Source organism: Scleromatobacter humisilvae, assembly GCF_023231945.1.
Lineage (GTDB): Bacteria > Pseudomonadota > Gammaproteobacteria > Burkholderiales > Burkholderiaceae_C > Scleromatobacter > Scleromatobacter humisilvae.
On sequence record NZ_JAJLJH010000002.1, the window covers coordinates 177,937 to 193,679 of the forward strand.

Annotated in this window: 16 protein-coding genes; 7 read left to right on the forward strand and 9 right to left on the reverse strand. The window is 68.1% G+C overall.

Going from position 1 to position 15,743, the window contains the following annotated elements:
* Positions 1 to 5: 5 nt before the first annotated feature.
* Genes LPC04_RS10185 through lptF form a run of 5 tightly spaced genes read right to left on the reverse strand, consistent with a single transcriptional unit; the run spans position 6 to position 4,740 of the window.
* Positions 6 to 1,175: a pyridoxal phosphate-dependent aminotransferase gene (locus tag LPC04_RS10185; RefSeq protein WP_275682106.1), complete on the reverse strand. Its 1,170-nt coding sequence runs from the start codon at positions 1,173 to 1,175 to the stop codon at positions 6 to 8.
* Complete coding sequence (locus tag LPC04_RS10190) at positions 1,165 to 2,109, reverse strand: CysB family HTH-type transcriptional regulator (protein ID WP_275682107.1); 945 nt, start codon at positions 2,107 to 2,109, stop codon at positions 1,165 to 1,167. The genes LPC04_RS10185 and LPC04_RS10190 overlap by 11 nt, the downstream gene beginning before the upstream one ends.
* On the reverse strand, positions 2,106 to 2,522 hold the full coding sequence (locus tag LPC04_RS10195; RefSeq protein ID WP_275682108.1) for a sirohydrochlorin chelatase: 417 nt from the start codon (positions 2,520 to 2,522) through the stop codon (positions 2,106 to 2,108). Before LPC04_RS10195 ends, LPC04_RS10190 begins: the two co-directional genes overlap by 4 nt.
* Positions 2,519 to 3,640 (reverse strand): LPS export ABC transporter permease LptG, encoded by a 1,122-nt coding sequence (lptG, locus tag LPC04_RS10200; RefSeq protein ID WP_275682109.1) that lies wholly within the window; start codon positions 3,638 to 3,640, stop codon positions 2,519 to 2,521. Before lptG ends, LPC04_RS10195 begins: the two co-directional genes overlap by 4 nt.
* Positions 3,637 to 4,740: an LPS export ABC transporter permease LptF gene (gene lptF, locus LPC04_RS10205; RefSeq protein WP_275682110.1), complete on the reverse strand. Its 1,104-nt coding sequence runs from the start codon at positions 4,738 to 4,740 to the stop codon at positions 3,637 to 3,639. The genes lptG and lptF overlap by 4 nt, the downstream gene beginning before the upstream one ends.
* Before the next feature lie 36 nt (positions 4,741 to 4,776).
* Between lptF and LPC04_RS10210 the strand changes: the two genes are divergently transcribed.
* Entirely contained in the window at positions 4,777 to 6,228 is a 1,452-nt protein-coding gene (locus tag LPC04_RS10210; protein WP_275682111.1) for a leucyl aminopeptidase, read from the forward strand.
* Between the two features lie 4 nt (positions 6,229 to 6,232).
* Positions 6,233 to 6,679 (forward strand): DNA polymerase III subunit chi, encoded by a 447-nt coding sequence (locus tag LPC04_RS10215; RefSeq protein WP_275682112.1) that lies wholly within the window; start codon positions 6,233 to 6,235, stop codon positions 6,677 to 6,679.
* Positions 6,680 to 6,805: 126 nt separating this feature from the next.
* Here the strand turns inward: LPC04_RS10215 and LPC04_RS10220 are convergent, their stop codons facing one another.
* Positions 6,806 to 6,970 carry a hypothetical protein gene (locus tag LPC04_RS10220; protein ID WP_275682113.1) on the reverse strand — a complete coding sequence of 55 codons (165 nt, stop codon included), beginning with the start codon at positions 6,968 to 6,970 and terminating at the stop codon, positions 6,806 to 6,808.
* 166 nt (positions 6,971 to 7,136) lie between these two features.
* Between LPC04_RS10220 and icd the strand changes: the two genes are divergently transcribed.
* Positions 7,137 to 8,390, forward strand: coding sequence for an NADP-dependent isocitrate dehydrogenase (gene icd, locus LPC04_RS10225; protein ID WP_275682114.1), 1,254 nt, complete (start codon positions 7,137 to 7,139; stop codon positions 8,388 to 8,390).
* A gap of 4 nt (positions 8,391 to 8,394) precedes the next feature.
* On the opposite strand, the gene LPC04_RS10230 is transcribed toward icd, so the two are convergent.
* Genes LPC04_RS10230 through LPC04_RS10240 form a run of 3 tightly spaced genes read right to left on the reverse strand, consistent with a single transcriptional unit; the run spans position 8,395 to position 10,893 of the window.
* Entirely contained in the window at positions 8,395 to 8,973 is a 579-nt protein-coding gene (locus LPC04_RS10230) for a GNAT family N-acetyltransferase (RefSeq protein WP_275682115.1), read from the reverse strand.
* A gap of 16 nt (positions 8,974 to 8,989) precedes the next feature.
* Positions 8,990 to 9,934: a GNAT family N-acetyltransferase gene (locus LPC04_RS10235; protein ID WP_275682116.1), complete on the reverse strand. Its 945-nt coding sequence runs from the start codon at positions 9,932 to 9,934 to the stop codon at positions 8,990 to 8,992.
* The gene (locus LPC04_RS10240; RefSeq protein WP_275682117.1) at positions 9,931 to 10,893 is read right to left on the reverse strand and encodes a polysaccharide deacetylase family protein; all 963 of its coding nucleotides are present in this window, start codon (positions 10,891 to 10,893) and stop codon (positions 9,931 to 9,933) included. The genes LPC04_RS10235 and LPC04_RS10240 overlap by 4 nt, the downstream gene beginning before the upstream one ends.
* Positions 10,894 to 11,109: 216 nt before the next feature.
* Here LPC04_RS10240 and LPC04_RS10245 point away from each other — a divergent pair, with 216 nt between their 5' ends.
* The 4 genes from LPC04_RS10245 (at position 11,110) to clpA (ending at position 15,722) form a co-directional block, all read left to right on the forward strand.
* Entirely contained in the window at positions 11,110 to 11,853 is a 744-nt protein-coding gene (locus LPC04_RS10245; RefSeq protein WP_275682118.1) for a hypothetical protein, read from the forward strand.
* An 89-nt stretch (positions 11,854 to 11,942) separates the two neighbouring features.
* On the forward strand, positions 11,943 to 12,755 hold the full coding sequence (locus LPC04_RS10250) for a plasmid replication/partition related protein (protein ID WP_275682119.1): 813 nt from the start codon (positions 11,943 to 11,945) through the stop codon (positions 12,753 to 12,755).
* Positions 12,756 to 13,056: 301 nt separating this feature from the next.
* On the forward strand, positions 13,057 to 13,419 hold the full coding sequence (gene clpS / locus LPC04_RS10255) for an ATP-dependent Clp protease adapter ClpS (RefSeq protein ID WP_275682120.1): 363 nt from the start codon (positions 13,057 to 13,059) through the stop codon (positions 13,417 to 13,419).
* A complete protein-coding gene (clpA, locus tag LPC04_RS10260) occupies positions 13,416 to 15,722 on the forward strand; it encodes an ATP-dependent Clp protease ATP-binding subunit ClpA (RefSeq protein ID WP_275682121.1) in 2,307 nt (768 codons plus the stop codon). Before clpS ends, clpA begins: the two co-directional genes overlap by 4 nt.
* Positions 15,723 to 15,743: the final 21 nt, after the last annotated feature.

Genomic DNA, 15,743 nt, shown 5'->3' on the forward strand with positions numbered 1-15,743 from the left:
CCGTCTCAGGCCTTGAGGGCCCGCAGCCGGCGCAGCGCCTCGTCGAGCGTGGCTTCCTTCTTGGCGAAGCAGAAGCGGATCACGCGCATGTCGGGCGCCTGGTCGTAGAACGCCGACATCGGGATCGCGGCCACGCCGACCTCGGTGGCGAGCCATTCGCAGAATGCGAGGTCACTCTTGTCGGACAGCGCCGAATAGTCGACGCACTGGAAATACGTGCCCTCGCAGGGCAGCAGCGTCAACGGCGTCGCCGCCAGCCCGGCGCGGAAGCGGTCGCGCCTGGCCTGGTAGAACGGCGCGAGCGACTGCCAGTGCGACGGGTCGGCCAGGAAGGCCGCGATGCCGTGCTGCATCGGCGCGTTGACCGTGAACACGTTGAACTGGTGCACCTTGCGGAACTCGCGCATCAGCGCGGCCGGCGCGGCGACGTAGCCGACCTTCCAGCCGGTGACGTGGAAGGTCTTGCCGAAGCTCGACACCACCACGCTGCGTTCGGCCAGCTCGGGAATGGCCGAGACGCTGGCATGCGCGACGCCGTCGAACACCATGTGCTCGTAGACCTCGTCGGACAGCACCAGCGCGCGCGTCGGCGCGAGCAGCGCGGCGAAGCGCGCCATCTCGTCGGCGGTCCAGACCGTGCCGCTCGGGTTGTGCGGCGTGTTGACGATGACCAGCCGCGTGCGCGGCGTCAGTGCCTTGGCGAGCGCGTCGAAGTCAGGGCGCCAGGTGCCCGGCGTCAGCGGCACGCGGATCGTGTTGCCGCCGGCCAGCGTGATCGACGGGCCGTAGCTGTCGTAGCAAGGCTCCAGCACGACGACGTCGTCGCCCGGATGCACCAGCGCCAGCACGGTCGACAGGATGCCTTGCGTGGCACCGGCGGTGATCGTGATCTCCGAGTCCGCGTCGTAGCGGCGGCCGGTGGTCAGCGCGATCTTGTCGGACACGGCCTGGCGCAGCGCCGGCACGCCGGTCATCGGCGGGTACTGGTTGTGGCCGGCGCGCATCGCGGCGGCGACGGCGTCGACCAGCGCAGGGTCGCAGTCGAAGTCGGGGAAGCCCTGGCCGAGGTTGATCGCGCCCGTCCTGGCGGCCAGCGCCGACATCACGGTGAAGATGGTCGTGCCCACGGCGGGCAGGCGGCTTGCGCCGACGAGGGTGTCGATGTCAGAGGTCATAGTTTTCTCCGTCGCCGCCGAGCGCGCGCAGCAGCAGCGGGCGCGTCAGGCGGTCGGACAGCAGCTCCGCGAACGTGAGGACATAGCCGCGCAGGTAGGCGCCCCGGCGGAACGCGACGCGCGTGACGTTGGTGCCGAACAGGTGGCCCGCCGGCCGGCTCACCAGCTCGCCGCCGGGCGGGTCGTCGCGCACGGCCATCTCGGCGACGATGCCCACGCCGAGCCCCGACTTGACGTAGGTCTTGATGACATCCGAGTCGATCGCCTCGAGCGCGATGTTGGGCTTGAGGCGGCGCTGCGCGAATGCGGCGTCGATGCGCTTGCGGCCGGTGAACGACGGGTGGTACGAGATCAGGGTCTCGTTGGCGAGCTGCTCCAGCGTGATCTTCTCGACCTCGGCCAGCGGGTGCTCGGCGCGCATCACGATCACGTGCTGCCATTCGTAGCAGGGCAGCGAGACGAGATCCTCGGGCTCCGACAGCGATTCCGTCGCCAGCCCGATGTCGGCGGTGCCATCCAGCAGCATCTGCACGACCTGGTCGGGCGAGCCCTGGTGCAGGCTCACCTGCACCTTCGGGAAGCGGCGGCGCAGCTGCGCGACCGGCTCGGGCAGGACGTAGCGCGCCTGCGTGTGCGTGGCGGCGATCGACAGCGTGCCGGCGTCCTGCTTCGAATACTCCTCGCCGATGCGCTTCATGTTGGCGACCTCGCGCAGGATCACGTCGATCGCCTTGAGCACCTCCTGGCCGGGCTCGGTGACGCGGCGCAGGCGCTTGCCGTGGCGCACGAAGAGATCGATGCCCAGCTCCTCCTCCAGCTCGAGGATGGCCTTGGAGATGCCGGGCTGGGACGTGAACAGCGCCTTCGCGGTCTCGGTCAGGTTCAGGTTGCGGCGCACGGCCTCCTGCACGAAACGGAACTGGTGCAGGTTCATGTGGCCAGTCCGTCCAGCGGGTGGTGGCCGGCGGCGAAGCCGAGGCCGGCGAGGTCGATCGCGGCGTCGGCCAGCGCGGCGATGACGTGCGGCGTCTCGCCCAGCGCATCGTGCAGCGTCCAGACGACCTCGGCATGCGTCTCGCGCAGCCTGGCGAGCTGCGCCGGCACGTCGCGCCGCACGTGGCCGCCGCCGCCGAGGAACACGGGCACGACATCGACGCGCGTGCAGCCGAGGCCGGCCAGCTCGGCGCCGGCATCCGCGAGCGGGGGCGCCATCAGCTCGAGGAAGGCGAGCCGCACGACGGCCTCGGGCGCGCGCTCGCGCACGCGCGCCGCGACGGCCTCGAAGGGCACGGCCCACGCCGGATCGCGCGCGCCATGGGCCAGGAGGACGATGCCGCGCTTGCTCATCGATATCTCACCAGCCACGCGAACGCCGACATCGACATCAGCAGGTAGACCACGCTGGGCACCGAGGCCGCGACCCACGGCGTCCATTCGTGCAGCAGCCCGAGGTGGCCGACGACGTTGTTCAGCAGCACGAAGCTGATGCCCAGCATGATGCCGCCGAACACCTTGACGCTGACGCCGCCCGCGCGCGCATGCAGGTACGCGAAGGGCAGCGCGAGCGCCACCATCACCAGGCACGCGAACGGGTGCAGGACGCGCTTCCAGAACAGGATGCGGTAGTTCTGCGTCGACTGCTCCTGTTCGGCCAGGTGCGTGCTGTAGCGCCACAGCGCGAGCGCGCCCATGCTCTGCGCGGGCAGCAGCGCGGCCGCGGCGACGGACGCGTTGAGGCGGGTCGGCCATGCCATCTGCGGCAGCGTCTTCGTCTCGACATGCGGTTCGCCGGCGGCGCTGCGCGCGATCCAGCTGGTCTCGGTGACGTCCTGCAGCGTCCACTCGGAGACGGAGCGCGCGCGCGGCACGATCGCGTGCTCGGCGACGAGGCTGCGCACCTCGCGGCCGCTCGGGTCCATCTCGTAGATGCGCACGCCCGTCAGCTCGCCGTCCTTGCCGACGCCGCGCACGTTGACGGTGATGCTGAGCTCGCCGTCGGGGTCGGCGCGGCGCTCCTTGAGCCACGCGCCGGTGCGCCCGATCGCCAGGCCCATGCCGAAGCGCGCCTTCAGGAAGCCGGCGGCCTGCTCGCTGTGCGGCGTCACGTACTCGCCGAGGCTGAACGTGAGCACCGCGAACAGCAGCCCGACCACGCCCAGCAGGCTCAGCGCGCGGCCGGGGCCGAGGCCCGCAGTGCGCAGGATCGTGAACTCCGACGACTGCGCCAGCCGCGCCATCGAGTAGATCGTGCCGATCAGCACCGCGATGGGGAACAGCTCGTAGACGTGGCCCGGCTGCTCCAGCAGCACCGCGAGCGCGGCGGCGGCCATCGAGTAGCCGTTGCGGCCGACGCGGCTCATCTCGTCGACGAAGTCGATGAAGAAGAACAGCGCGATGAAGAAGATGGTCACGAAGAACACCGACCACAGCACGTCGCGGTAGAGAAGGTTGCGGACGGTCTTCATCGAGCGCTCCGGCGCAGCAGCAGCTTGAGCGGATGGATCACCGTGGCGTGCTCGCGCCACCAGATCAGGCCGAGGCCCAGCAGGAACGCGGCCCCGTGCAGGCCGACGAGCACGACGACGATGTTGGCGCGCCCGGCGGTCACCCAGGCCTGCGTCAGGTTGAGCAGGTTGAAGTAGATGACGAACGCCAGCGCCGCGAACAGCAGGCTCCAGTTGCTCGCGCGCCGCGGGTTCGCGGCCGACAGGCTGATGCCCATGAACAACAGGTTGGTCACGCCCAGGATCAGGCCGACGCGATAGGTGAGTTCGCCCATGTAGGCCGGGCCGCCGCCCAGCACGAGATCGGCGGTGTCGACCGCGCGCGGCGAGGGCGCGTTGTTGTTCGGGGCGGCGCCGGTGCCCGCGTGCACGCGGTAGTTCTTGAACTCGACGTGGGTGTGCTCGCCCGAGGTCTTGTCGGTCTGCTCCATGTGGCCCGAATCGAGCACGAGGAAGCGGTCGTCGCCGACGTTCTCGATCTTGCCCGACTGCGACAGCGCCACCGATTCGCGCGTGCCCGCGTCGTTCAGGATGAACACGTTGCGCCCGCCGGCGGCCGCGCCGCTGGCCGCCTTCTCGACGAAGAAGACGCGGCGCCCGTCGCCCGAAGACTGGAACTGCCCCGGCGACGCGCGCAGCACGTCGGCGCGCTGCTCGAAGCGCTGGCGCAGGTCGTTGTACTGGCTGTAGCTCCACGGCCAGACGAACAGCATCAGGATGCCCACCAGCACGATCACCGGCCAGCTGGTCGCGATCACCGGCCGGATGAAGCGCGCGAGGCCGACGCCGCTGGAGAACCAGATCGCCATCTCGCTCTCGCGGTACATCCGCCCGAGCGTGAGGATGACCCCGATGAACATCGACAGCGACAGGATGATGGGCAGCGTCTGCAGGCCCAGCAGCGTGAAGATGAAGACGACGTCCTGCGGCGCCACCGCGCCGTTGGCGGCCAGGCCCAGCGTGCGGATGACCATGTTGGTCATGAAGATGGTGAGGATCACCATCAGCGTCGCCCCGAAGCTGCGCGCCAACTCCTTGCGGACTGTCGAATCGAATAACATCGCTTGATTATCTCCAATCGACAACAAGTACCCACCATGGACTTCCAAACCCTGGCTCTGCCCGAATCTGGCGTCTCCGGCATCGCTGCCGATGCCCTGATCGTCGTCCTGCCCGCTACCGGCGATCTGCCCAGTTTCGGCGGCGTCGTGGACGCGGCGCTGGCCGACGCGCTCAAGGGCGGCGACCTGGAGCGCAAGGCCGGCAAGTCGGTCTACCTGCCGCGAGTGGCCGGCGTGAAGGCCGGCCGCGTCGTGCTGGCCGTCTCGCGCGACGCCTCGGCCAAGGCCTTCAAGTCGGCCGTCGCCTCGGCCCTCGCCGCCGTCAAGTCGGGCCCGGCCAAGCACGTGGCCGTCGTCGGCGGCGACGCCAGCGCGGCGCATGCCGAGGCGCTGGCGATCGCCGTGGGCGACGCCGTCTACCACTACAGCAAGACCAAGCCGAGCGCCGCGCCGGCGCCGGCGCTGGCCAAGGTGTCGTATGCGGTGCCGAAGTCCGCCGCGGCCGCCGCGAAGACGGGCCTGGGCGTTGGCGCGGCCATCGTCTCGGGGATGGACCTGGCGCGCGAGTGCGCCAACCTGCCGGCCAACTACGCCACGCCGACCTACCTGGGCGAGCAGGCGCTGGCCATGGTCAAGACGCACGGCCTCGAGGTCGAGGTGCTCGATCGCAAGGCCTGCGAGAAGCTGGGCATGGGCTCGTTCCTGTCGGTCGCGCGCGGTTCCGAGGAGCCGCCGAAGTTCATCGTCATGCAGTACAAGGGCGGCGCCAAGAAGGACGCCCCGGTGGTGCTGGTGGGCAAGGGCATCACGTTCGACACCGGTGGCATCTCGCTGAAGCCCGGCCCCGAGATGGACGAGATGAAGTTCGACATGTGCGGCGCCGCCAGCGTGCTGGGCACGCTGCGCTCGGTCGCCGAGCTCAAGCTCAAGGTCAACCTCGTCGGCCTGATCCCGACCTGCGACAACATGCCTTCGGGCAAGGCGACGAAGCCGGGCGACGTCGTCACCAGCATGTCGGGCCAGACCATCGAGATCCTCAACACCGACGCCGAAGGCCGCCTGATCCTGTGCGACGCGCTGACCTACGCCGAGCGCTTCAAGCCGGCCGCCGTCGTCGACATCGCCACGCTGACGGGCGCCATCGTGATCGCGCTGGGTCATCACAACTCGGGCCTGTTCTCGCCGGACGACGCGCTCGCCGCCGACCTGCTGGCCGCCTCGGCCGCCGGCCTGGATCCGGCCTGGCGCATGCCGCTGGACGACGAGTACGACGATCTCCTCAAGAGCAACTTCGCCGACATGGCCAACATCGGCGGCCGCGCCGGCGGCTCGATCACCGCGGCCAAGTTCCTGCAGCGCTACACGTCCAAGTTCCCCTGGGCCCACATCGACATCGCCGGCACGGCGCATCGTTCGGGCGCCGCCAAGGGCGCGACCGGCCGGCCGGTGCCCTTGCTCACGCACTTCGTGATGTCGCGCGCCAAGTAAGGCCTTGACCGACGTCGCCTTCCACACCGGCATCGCGAATCCGCTGGATTACGCGTGCCGGCTGCTGCGCAAGGCCTATCGATCGGGCGCGAGGGTCGCGGTGCATGGCGAGCCGGCCCTGCTGGATCGCCTCGACCAGGCGCTGTGGACCTTCGAGTCGCTCGAGTTCGTGCCGCACGTGATGCTGCCGCGGGACGGCGCCGACGCGGGGCGTCTCGCGCTGTCGCCGATCGTGCTGGTCAAGGGCGCGGCGACGGCGCCGGCGCAATGTCGCATCGGCGTCACGCTGGCGGGCCATCCGGTGGCGGACGTGGGCGTGTTCGATCGGCTGATCGCGATCGTCGGGCTCGATCCCGAGCATCGCGAGGCGGGGCGCCAGCGCTGGCGCGAGTACGAGCGCGCGGGCCACGCGGTGAGCCACGTCGCGAAGCCGGCGAGCGGCGAGGGCTGAGGCGCACAATCGGTGAAATGGTTCACGCGTCGATTTCGTCGCGCCAATGAAAACGCCCGGCCGAAGCCGGGCGTTCTCTCATCTCGAACCGCGCCGGCGAGCCGGTGCGGTCCAGAGAAGTTCGAATTACTTCGAAGCAGCGGCCGAAGCGGCGTCAGCCTTCTTCGCAGCCTTCTTCTCGGCCTTGACGGCCTTCTTGGCGGGGGCCGAAGCCGGAGCCGAAGCGGCGTCGGCAGCGAAGGCGCCAACGGCGAAGGTGGAGACGATCAGGGCGGCCAGGAGCTTGGTCATTTTAAGGTACCTTAGATAAGTTGAAGTTGCTTGCCCGTCAGGGCGTAGCAGCCCTCAAACGCATCGCCTTGTCGAGCGGTTGACAGTTTTTTGTGAACTAGAATTTATTTTTTGCCGGGCCCTCCTTCGGTGCACCCGGCGCCAGAACAACCTGGAGCAAGAGTCAATGAGCCAACATGTCACGGTGCCGGCGGGCGGGCAGAAGATCACCGTCAATGCGGACTTCTCCCTGAACGTGCCCGATCAGCCGATCATCCCGTACATCGAGGGCGACGGCACCGGCCTGGACATCACGCCGGTCATGCTCAAGGTGGTCGACGCCGCGGTCGCCAAGTCCTACGGCGGCAAGCGCCGGATCCACTGGATGGAGATCTTCGCCGGCGAGAAGGCGACCAAGGTCTACGGCGCGGACGTCTGGCTGCCGGACGAGACGCTGGACATCGTCAAGGACTACATCATCTCCATCAAGGGCCCGCTGACCACGCCGGTGGGCGGCGGCATCCGCTCGCTGAACGTCACGCTGCGCCAGCAGCTCGATCTGTATGTCTGCCTGCGGCCGGTGCGCTACTTCAAGGGCGTGCCCTCGCCGGTCAAGAGCCCCGAGAAGGTCGACATGGTCATCTTCCGCGAGAACTCGGAAGACATCTACGCGGGCATCGAGTACGAGGCCGGCAGCGACCAGGCCAGGAAGCTGATCGCGTTCCTGAAGGACGAGATGGGCGCGACCAAGATCCGCTTCCCCGGTACCTCGGCCATCGGCGTGAAGCCGGTGTCGATCGAGGGCACCGAGCGCCTGGTGCGCAAGGCGCTGCAGTACGCGATCGACAACGACCGCCCGTCCGTCACGCTGGTGCACAAGGGCAACATCATGAAGTTCACCGAGGGTGGCTTCCGCGACTGGGGCTACGCGCTGGCGCAGAAGGAGTTCGGCGCCCAGCTGATCGACGGCGGCCCCTGGGTGAAGTTCAAGAACCCGAAGACCGGCCGCGACATCACCGTCAAGGACGTCATCGCCGACGCCTTCCTGCAGCAGATCATCCTGCGCCCGGCCGAATACTCGGTCATCGCGACGCTGAACCTCAACGGCGACTACATCTCCGACGCGCTCGCCGCGCAGGTCGGCGGCATCGGCATCGCGCCGGGCGCCAACATGTCCGACACCGTCGCCATGTTCGAGGCCACGCACGGCACCGCGCCCAAGTACGCCGGCAAGGACTACGTCAACCCGGGCTCGGAGATCCTGTCGGCCGAGATGATGCTGCGCCACATGGGCTGGACGGAAGCCGCCGACCTGATCATTGCCTCCATGGAGCGCGCGATCCTCAGCAAGAAGGTCACCTACGACTTCGCGCGGCTGATGGACGGCGCGACGCAGGTGTCGTGCTCGGGCTTCGGCGACGTGATGATCGAGCACATGTGACGATTCAGTCCGTCCGGCCCGAGGGCCGGCGGCCGATGCGGATCCTGACGGGCCTCGCCCGCTTCAGGGGACTGATCTCGACCACGAGGGCGGCGCGCTTCCAGTGAGCCCGTTCGAACGCGCGCCATGACGGCTTGTTGGAGTGCCAGATGCGCGCGAACAGTTGCCGGAAGCCCTGGTCGAACATGGCCCGGGACGACCAGCCGATGAGGTCGCCGGCGATGCCGCGCCCGCGCATCTCCGGCAGCGTCACGAGCTGCACCAGCTTGGCCTCGTCGTCCGCCAGCGGCCAGAAGTTGCGCCGCCGGTAGCGGTCGCCGGCCCAGTAGAAGCAGAGCCCGACGACCCGGGCACCGTCCCGGCACGCGAAGGCCCAGGCGCCGGCCCCGACATACTCGATCTGGGACTGGATCAGCGGATCCACGCTGGCCCGCGCGCTGGCCTCGTCGACGAATTCGAAGGAGAACTTGCCATGCCCGGGGGGCGCCGGCGCCGGGGCCGCGTCCTTGTCGAGGCGATAGACGAAGTAGATGGCGTAATCCCCGAGCAGGGCGCGGGCCGCGGTCTTGAGGAGGGCGTTCATGGCGTCGTGGCGAGGGTCATTGGGCGCCACCGAAGCGCAGCCTGCGCTTGATCCAGTCCTTGAGACCCAGGGCCTGCAGGGAATCGCCCAGCCATTTCGAGAAGCGGCCCATCCACCAGTGGCTGCGCAGAAGAATGATGTTGGGCAGGGTGCGCCTGACGAAGATCACGTTGGCGCAGCGCAGTTCATGGGTCGCGAACAGGCGCTTGTGGTCGGACTGGCCCTCGGTGAAGTCGAAGAACTTGAAGATCGATTCCTCGAACATCTGCTGCACCGCCAGCCATTGCAGCACCGTGCCGACCGAATGCTGCATGTAGGCCGGGTCGTAGCCGAGGTACGCATAGACCAGCGTGCCGAAATGCACGGGGCAGTAGAGGTACGACACGGCGCGCTCGCGGTCGAAGAGCACGTAGCCGCGCACCTGGCCCGCGGCGGCGAGGCTCTCCATCTCGCTCATGAACTCCTGGGTGTCCGGAATGCCGGCGTCCAGGAGCTTTTCCTGGTAGGTCTTGCGCGAGACCTCGCGCGCGTGGCGATGGAAGTCGCGCATCTCCGCCGGCGACGCGAAGGTCTTCCAGTCGATCTGGCCGCCGCAGTGTTCGGCGTACTTGCGGAGCTTGCGCTTGATGGTCGCGCGGGTCTTCGACGAGAACTTGTTCTGGTACTCGTCGAACGACGTCCGCAGGTCGATGTAGCAATGCCGGTACTGCAGGGGGACGTAGCGCAGGAAGCCGTCGATGGCGCGCAGCGTCGGAAGTTCGCCGGCGACGGGCAGGGCGCGGATCATGAAGCCCTGGCTGCCGCGCTCCAGGGGATCGCCGGGCCGGGCAGGGGACTCGACGGCCCGGGTCTCGTCGCTCAGGCGGTCGGATCGCGTCTGCATCGACAACGCAACGCTGAACAGCGTCAGGTCACCGAGCTGGAACTTGAGCGGAACCCGATTGAGCTGCCAGCTGCTCACGTGGTCGCCCTTCGCCTGAACTGCTCGAACATCCTGCCGGCGGTCTTCCAGATCGGCGAGGCGAGCGGCGCCGGCTGGCGCGCCACCGGCGTCGCGAGCAGGCCGTCGAATCCGCGCACGCGGAACGAATCCCTGTTCTTGTCGAGGAAGCTGCACAGGCGCTGGAAGCGATCGATGACGACCCGATCCGCGCCGCTGCGCGCCGCATCGAGCAGCTCGAAATTGTGGGACAGGACCGTGAAGGCCTGGCGCCCTTCGGCCAGCGCGCTCCACAGCAGGCCTTCCAGCTCGGAGTACGAACACGCCGTCAGCTGCGCGTGGCGCAGGTGCCGGGGACCGTCCTGGAAGACCGTCATGGGATATTCGACGACGCCTCGCCATTCGACCGGCTCCACCACCGTGACGCCGGGCAGCAGCCCGCTGTCCGGCCCCATCATCGTGGCGTCGTAGCTGGCGTCCAGGAACACGCCGTTGCTGGCCAGCGCGGCCAGCGTGTCGAGGTTGAAGCCGAAACTGCCGGCCCGGAACGCCGACACCGTGTCGACCCCGGCATGCGCGAGCAGCTCCTTGCCGATCGAGATCAGGCGCGTCTGATCGTCCAGCGAGAAGCAGCGCATGTGCTGGCGCTTGACGGTCACGTTGTCCAGCAACGGCGTCGACGCCTCGTCGACCCATTCGGTGTGCAGGTGCAGCTGGATTTCCTGCCGGGCCTCCTGGATGACGCCCACGATCTCGTCGAGCGGGCCCGCACCGAAATGGGTCGAGAACAGGGGCTCGACGAAGAACACGCCCTCGAGGCCGTGGTCGGCCAGCACGGCCAGTTGATAGGGCAGGCCATATTGGCCGGTCGGCGTCGTGCCGAGGATGTAGCGGTCGAAGGATCGAGCGAACGTCGAATCGAGTTCGTGCCAGCCGTCGCACCACAGTTCGACATCGACCGTAAAAAAGACATCCAGCATCGCCGGTCCCCCGTGCGCCCCGCCCGCGTCGCCCGACAGCGGCGCCGGCGGATTCTATGCACGAACACGGCAGTAAGTCGCCGTTGCGCAGGCTCTCAACGTGGGGGTTGATCGCCCGACGGAGCCCGTGGTGCGCGCCGCCGGAGCGTTGATTTCGCACGCTTTCGGGCGGCGGGCGAAGGCTCGCCCGCGGCGCCGCGCCCTAGACTGGCGCCGATGCGCCAGCTCTGTCCCAAATGCGGCCACGCGCCGCTGCCCGCCGACCAGGCGTTTCCCGCCGAATGCCCGGCCTGCGGGGTGATCCTCGCCCGCGCCGGCACGCTCGCGCGCGAGCGGCCGGAGATGCATGGACTTGCCGAGGCCGCGCGCGGCGACTCGTCGCTGTGGCACGTGCCCGACAAGGTCGACGCGACCGCGTTCAAGCTGCGTGTCGCGCTGCTCGTGTTCTTCGCGATCTGGGGAGGGCGACTGAGCTGGATGAGCCTGCGCGAGGGCGACATGATGGATTCGTTCATCCATGGCCCGCTGCTGGTGTTCCACGAGGCCGGCCACGTGATCTTCCGGTTGTTCGGCGAGTGGGTGACGGTGGCGGGTGGCACGCTGGGGCAGTTGCTGATGCCCGCGATCCTGTGCGGCGCGCTGCTGTGGAAGAACCGCGATCCGTTCGGCGCGTCGATCGGGCTGTGGCTGTTCGGCGTGTCGCTGCTGGACGTCGCGCCCTACATGTACGACGCCTGGGAGCCGAAGCTGACGCTGCTGGGCGGCGGCACCGGCAACGACAGCTTCCACGACTGGATCTACCTGTTCGACTCCGTCAACCAGTTGCACCACGCGCAGGCGATCGGGGCGTTCACGCATGCGCTGGGCGTGGCGGTCGTGCTGCTGGCGCTCGCCTGGGGCGCGGGCGTGCTGCGGCTGCAGCGCCGCCGCGTCGCCGGCGAGGTGCTGGTGGAGCCCTAGCGCCTTAGAATGGCGACCTGCTTCCGACCGACAGGCCCGCTCCGTGCAGGCCTTCGCGTCTTCCGACCTCCGCTTGCCGATCCCGCACCGTGAACATCGTCGTCCAAGAAGACCTCAAGACCTACATCGATCCGCTGACGCCCGACGAGTACGACGCGCTGGAGCGCAGCCTGCTCGCCGAGGGCTGCCGCGACGCACTCGTGCTGTGGGGCGACATCCTGGTCGACGGCCACAACCGCTACGGCATCTGCCAGAAGCACGGGCTCGCGTTCAACACGGTGCAGAACACGCGCTTCCGCAGCCTCGAGGACGTGCACCTGTGGATGATCGACCAGCACCTGGGGCGGCGCAGCGTATCCGACTTCCAGCGCGGCGTGCTGGCGCTACGCAAGAAGCAGATCGTCGAGGAGCGCCAGGCGGCGGCTCGCGCGACGAAGAAGGACGCCCACATGCGCGCCGAGGTGCTGGGCGAGGCGGAGCCGGTGTCGCCGATCGATGGCGAGCCGGCAGCCGTGGCCGAGCCGCCGCTGAAGTCGCGCGAGGCGGTCGCCAAGGCCGCCAAGCTGACGCCCAGCCAGGTCACGATGATCGAGAAGATCCAGAAGCAGGCCGCGCCCGAGGTGGTGGCAGCGGTGCGCGCCGGCACGATCTCGCTCAACGCGGCTGCGGCGGTGGCCGGCCTGCCGGTCGACGAGCAGGTGGCCGCGGCGAGTGCCGGCAAGGACGAGCTCAAGCAGGCGGCCAAGCGCGCCCGCGAGTCGACGCGCAAGCCGCGCGAGGAGGCGAGCCAGCGCCCGACCACCGAGGTGCAGGCGCTGCAGGATCGCGTCGCGGAGCTGACCGCGGAGAACGAATACCTGCGCGGCCAGGTGGCGGAACTCCAGGCCCGGCTGGGCGTCTGACGCCTGGACGGGCGCCGGGCGCGGAAAAATCCGCGTCAGGTCAGGGCAACACCGTCCCAACCCGGGCGCGCGACGTGCTACCTTGGGGCCATGTCGAAACGGTTTTCTCCTCTCGCCGGCCTGGCCTTGAAGGCCGGAGCGCGGGCGCGGAGAAGTTGTCCAGTACGCTCGTCTTGAAATGAACTGCGTCGTCCCGAAATGCGTACCCTGAGCAAAGCTTATCCGGCAATGCTCTTGACCCTGTCAGGGCGACGATATGTCCCATCGCGCCCGGACGTGCGCGAGTCTATAGAATCAATTCATGCCCGAGGAAGAGAACCCTCCACCGCCGCCACCCGCGCTGCCCAAGCCGAGTCTTCCGGACTCCGGCCAGGGTGCCGTCGTGGCCGAACGCAAGGCGGCTCGAACCAAGCCGCCCCGCATGTACCAGGTGGTGCTGCTCAATGACGACTTCACTCCGATGGAATTCGTCGTCATGGTGCTGCAGGAATATTTCAAGTTGGACCTCGAAACCTCCACGCAGATCATGCTGAAGATTCATCATGAAGGTCGTGGCGTCTGCGGTTTGTTCACCAAGGACATCGCCGCGACAAAGGTCGAGTTGGTACTGGCCGCCGCACGTCGCTACGGACACCCGCTTCAATGCATTATGGAGGCCGCATGATTGCGCAAGAACTGGAAGTCAGCCTGCACATGGCGTTTGTCGAGGCGCGTCAGCAGCGGCATGAGTTCATCACCGTCGAGCACCTGCTGCTCGCGTTGCTGGACAACCCGTCCGCCGCGGAGGTGCTGCGCGCCTGCGCCGCCAACATCGAGGATCTGAGGAAGAGCCTCTCCACCTTCATCCGCGAGAACACCCCCACCGTGGGCGGTTCCGAGGAAGTCGACACGCAGCCGACGCTGGGCTTCCAGCGCGTGATCCAGCGCGCGATCATGCACGTGCAGTCCACCGGCGGCGGCAAGAAGGAAGTCACCGGCGCCAACGTGCTCGTGGCGATCTTCGGCGAGAAGGATTCCCACGCGGTCTACTACCTGCACCAGCAGGGCGTCACGCGCCTGGACGTCGTCAACTACATCGCCCACGGCATCAAGAAGTCCGACCCGCCGGAGCCGCCGAAGGCCAGCGGAGAGGCGGGCGGCGAGCAGGCCGAGAAGGACGACGGCGGCGAAGGCAAGGGCTCGCCGCTGGACCAGTTCACGCAGAACCTCAACCAGATGGCCCGCGACGGCAAGATCGATCCGCTGATCGGTCGCGAGCACGAGGTCGAGCGGGTCATCCAGATCCTGTGCCGCCGGCGCAAGAACAACCCGCTGCTGGTCGGCGAAGCCGGCGTCGGCAAGACGGCCATCGCCGAGGGCCTGGCCTGGCGCATCACGCAGAACGACGTGCCCGACGTGCTGGCCGACGCCGTCGTCTACTCGCTGGACATGGGCGCGCTGCTGGCCGGCACCAAGTACCGCGGCGACTTCGAGCAACGCCTGAAGGGCGTGTTGAAGCAGCTCAAGGAACAGCCGCGCGCCGTGCTGTTCATCGACGAGATCCATACGCTGATCGGCGCGGGCGCCGCGTCGGGCGGCACGCTGGACGCGAGCAACCTGCTCAAGCCGGCGCTGTCCAACGGCACGATGAAGTGCATCGGCGCGACCACGTTCACCGAGTACCGCGGCATCTTCGAGAAGGATGCGGCGCTGTCGCGGCGCTTCCAGAAGGTCGACGTCAACGAGCCCACCGTGGAGCAGACCGTCGAGATCCTGAAGGGCCTGAAGTCGCGCTTCGAGGAGCACCACAGCGTCAAGTACGCCATCGGCGCGCTGCAGGCCGCGGCGGAGCTGTCGGCCAAGTACATCAATGACCGCCATCTGCCCGACAAGGCGATCGACGTCATCGACGAGGCCGGCGCGGCGCAACGCATCCTGCCCAAGAGCCGCCAGAAGAAGACGATCACCCGCAACGAGGTGGAAGAGATCGTGGCCAAGATCGCGCGCATCCCGCCCGCGAGCGTCACGAGCGACGACCGCGACAAGCTGCGCACGATCGACCGCGACCTCAAGAGCGTCGTCTTCGGCCAGGATCCGGCCATCGACGCGCTCGCCGCGGCCATCAAGATGGCGCGCTCGGGTCTCGGCAAGCCGGACAAGCCGATCGGCTCGTTCCTGTTCTCGGGGCCCACCGGCGTCGGCAAGACCGAGGTCGCCAAGCAGCTCGCCTTCATCCTCGGCATCGACCTGATCCGCTTCGACATGTCGGAGTACATGGAACGCCATGCGGTCAGCCGCCTGATCGGCGCGCCTCCGGGCTACGTCGGCTTCGACCAGGGCGGCCTGCTCACCGAGCAGATCACCAAGAAGCCGCATTGCGTGCTGCTGCTCGACGAGATCGAGAAGGCGCACCCGGACGTCTTCAACGTGCTGCTGCAGGTGATGGACCACGGCACGCTGACCGACAACAACGGCCGCAAGTCCGACTTCCGCAACGTCATCATCATCATGACGACGAATGCAGGCGCCGAGACGATGAGCAAGGCGACGATCGGCTTCACCAACTCGCGCCAGCAAGGCGACGAGATGGGCGACATCAAGCGCATGTTCACGCCGGAGTTCCGCAATCGCCTCGACGCGATCGTCAACTTCAAGGCGATCGACGAGGAGATCATCCTGCGCGTGGTCGACAAGTTCCTGCTGCAGCTCGAGGCGCAACTGGCCGAGAAGAAGGTCGAGGTCACGTTCTCCGACGCCCTGCGCAAGCACCTGGGCAAGAAGGGCTTCGATCCGCTGATGGGCGCGCGTCCGATGCAGCGCCTGATCCAGGACACGATCCGTCGTGCGCTGGCCGACGAACTGCTGTTCGGCCGCCTGGTCGACGGCGGCCGCCTGGGCGTGGACGTCGACGACAAGGGCGAGACCGTGCTGGACATCCAGTCCGGCGGCAAGGCCGACAAGCCCAAGGCGGAAGCCACGGCGATCTGACGCCGCGTCAGACCAGGAAGC

Bases quoted from the DNA above. Each gene is read 5' to 3' on its own strand.
- LPC04_RS10240 (WP_275682117.1), bottom strand. From the start codon at position 10,893: ATGCTGGATGTCTTTTTTACGGTCGATGTCGAACTGTGGTGCGACGGC.
- LPC04_RS10230 (WP_275682115.1), bottom strand. From the start codon at position 8,973: ATGAACGCCCTCCTCAAGACCGCGGCCCGCGCCCTGCTCGGGGATTAC.
- LPC04_RS10185 (WP_275682106.1), bottom strand. From the start codon at position 1,175: ATGACCTCTGACATCGACACCCTCGTCGGCGCAAGCCGCCTGCCCGCC.
- LPC04_RS10220 (WP_275682113.1), bottom strand. From the start codon at position 6,970: ATGACCAAGCTCCTGGCCGCCCTGATCGTCTCCACCTTCGCCGTTGGC.
- clpS (WP_275682120.1), top strand. From the start codon at position 13,057: ATGCCCGAGGAAGAGAACCCTCCACCGCCGCCACCCGCGCTGCCCAAG.
- LPC04_RS10190 (WP_275682107.1), bottom strand. From the start codon at position 2,109: ATGAACCTGCACCAGTTCCGTTTCGTGCAGGAGGCCGTGCGCCGCAAC.
- LPC04_RS10195 (WP_275682108.1), bottom strand. From the start codon at position 2,522: ATGAGCAAGCGCGGCATCGTCCTCCTGGCCCATGGCGCGCGCGATCCG.
- LPC04_RS10245 (WP_275682118.1), top strand. From the start codon at position 11,110: ATGCGCCAGCTCTGTCCCAAATGCGGCCACGCGCCGCTGCCCGCCGAC.
- lptG (WP_275682109.1), bottom strand. From the start codon at position 3,640: ATGAAGACCGTCCGCAACCTTCTCTACCGCGACGTGCTGTGGTCGGTG.
- icd (WP_275682114.1), top strand. From the start codon at position 7,137: ATGAGCCAACATGTCACGGTGCCGGCGGGCGGGCAGAAGATCACCGTC.
- clpA (WP_275682121.1), top strand. From the start codon at position 13,416: ATGATTGCGCAAGAACTGGAAGTCAGCCTGCACATGGCGTTTGTCGAG.
- lptF (WP_275682110.1), bottom strand. From the start codon at position 4,740: ATGTTATTCGATTCGACAGTCCGCAAGGAGTTGGCGCGCAGCTTCGGG.
- LPC04_RS10210 (WP_275682111.1), top strand. From the start codon at position 4,777: ATGGACTTCCAAACCCTGGCTCTGCCCGAATCTGGCGTCTCCGGCATC.